This window comes from Luteimonas dalianensis (genome assembly GCF_049339425.1).
GTDB classification, from domain to species: domain Bacteria; phylum Pseudomonadota; class Gammaproteobacteria; order Xanthomonadales; family Xanthomonadaceae; genus Luteimonas; species Luteimonas dalianensis.
Window position 1 is genome coordinate 1 of the sequence record NZ_JBMPPO010000012.1, and the last position, 1,502, is coordinate 1,502.

3 protein-coding genes are annotated in these 1,502 nt (G+C 58.3%); 2 read left to right on the forward strand and 1 reads right to left on the reverse strand.

Going from position 1 to position 1,502, the window contains the following annotated elements; translation table 11 throughout:
* Positions 1-170 precede the first annotated feature (170 nt).
* Entirely contained in the window at positions 171-485 is a 315-nt protein-coding gene (locus ACOZ90_RS13970) for a hypothetical protein (RefSeq protein ID WP_422894258.1), read from the forward strand.
* 40 nt (positions 486-525) lie between these two features.
* Entirely contained in the window at positions 526-1,116 is a 591-nt protein-coding gene (locus tag ACOZ90_RS13975) for a GNAT family N-acetyltransferase (RefSeq protein ID WP_422894259.1), read from the forward strand.
* A 100-nt stretch (positions 1,117-1,216) separates the two neighbouring features.
* Here ACOZ90_RS13975 and ACOZ90_RS13980 read toward each other — a convergent pair.
* A partial coding sequence (locus ACOZ90_RS13980) for a hypothetical protein (protein WP_422894260.1) occupies positions 1,217-1,502 on the reverse strand: 286 nt, incomplete at its 5' end.

Sequence of the window (1,502 nt, forward strand, 5' to 3'; positions counted from 1 at the left end):
AGCCATCCGTGGGTGGTGGCTAACAATGCGTTCAAGCCGAAGCCGCTTCGTTCCACCAACCACATGGCAGGTAAAGCTTGCCATGTGGTTGGCTCCACTACGCAGCTCGGCTTAACTCAGGTGTTAGCCCCCACAAGAGCAATCTCGATTCTTTACATTTGAGGGACCACATGAAGAAGCTCATCGCCATAGCAATCCTCATGCTTTTTGCCGGCACCAGCCAAGCCGATACCAAACTCACCTACTCCACTGCCGAGCTTGAAGCAGCAGGAGCCAATAACGTGGCAAGCATCGTCGAGCGGTACGTTACGGACACAGATCGCACCACGTTGATCTCTCCGGACAAGGTGCTCTTCCTGGTCGACGGCAGGCCCGTTACCTCAGTCGACGATCAGCTTCCCAGTTCCAACCGCGTGGAGGTTCTTACGGATGGTGATTCGGTGGTGATCAACGTGGTCACCAAGCCATCCGTGGGTGGTGGCTAACAATGCGTTCAAGCCGAAGCCGCTTCGTTCCACCAAGCACATGGCAGATACAGCTTGCCACGTGCTTGGCTCCACTACGCAGCTCGGCTTAACTCAGGTGTTAGGCCCCTCCCATATGCTGTCGCTATCTGCACCCACGGCCGAGGACGAACAGGACTTGGGGCAGTTTGAGTTCACAAACCGGGCGTTCTTCGAATCACATATTAATGCGAGGGCGACATCCTTCTATGAGCCGGGCGGAATCGCAAAGGCGATCGCAGTTGCTCAGGCCGAAGCAGCAGAGGGCAGCGCGTATCAGTTCCTCGCGAGAAACGGGTCGGGCCACCTTGTCGCCCGTGTCAACCTTACCCGGGTCCGTGGCGACCACTTCCATAGCGCGGAACTGGGCTATCGCGTAGCCCAAGACCATGGCGGCAAAGGCTACGCGACTGAGGCAGTTCGGCTTGCGCTAGATTATGCTTTTGTGCGGCTCCGGCTTCACCGAGTCGAGGCCTCAGTTCGTGTAGGGAACGAAGCCTCGGCCAAAGTGCTTCTGCGAAACGGCTTTGTGCAATTCGGCCATTCAAGCCAGAGCTTCTGGCTCTCTGGCCAGTGGCACGACGTGCTTCACTTCGAACGGCACGGTGCCTAACAACGCGCTCAAGCCGACTCCGCATCGGGGCGCAAACCACATGGCAGGTACAGCTTTCCATGTGCTTCACGCCCCGCTGCGGCGCGGCTTAGCTTAGGTGTTAGGCCTTGTTTCCCGCACTGTTGTAGCCGGAGTTTCGGCAGCGTGCGGCACTTCGCTCATCCGCGGCGTTTGCACCCCGCACGCGCGGGAAGAGTGTCGGCAGCCATTCCTGATGCAGCTCGGCTTCGGACAGACATGACTTCGCGGCCAGTACGATGGTAATCCCCCCACAGGTTAGCTGACGCCAGAAGTGGAATTTTCTCGTACCCTTTCCCGAGGAGGTTCCATGAAGAAGTCCCGTTTCACCGACAGCCAGATCATCGCCGTGCTCAAGCAGGCCCAGG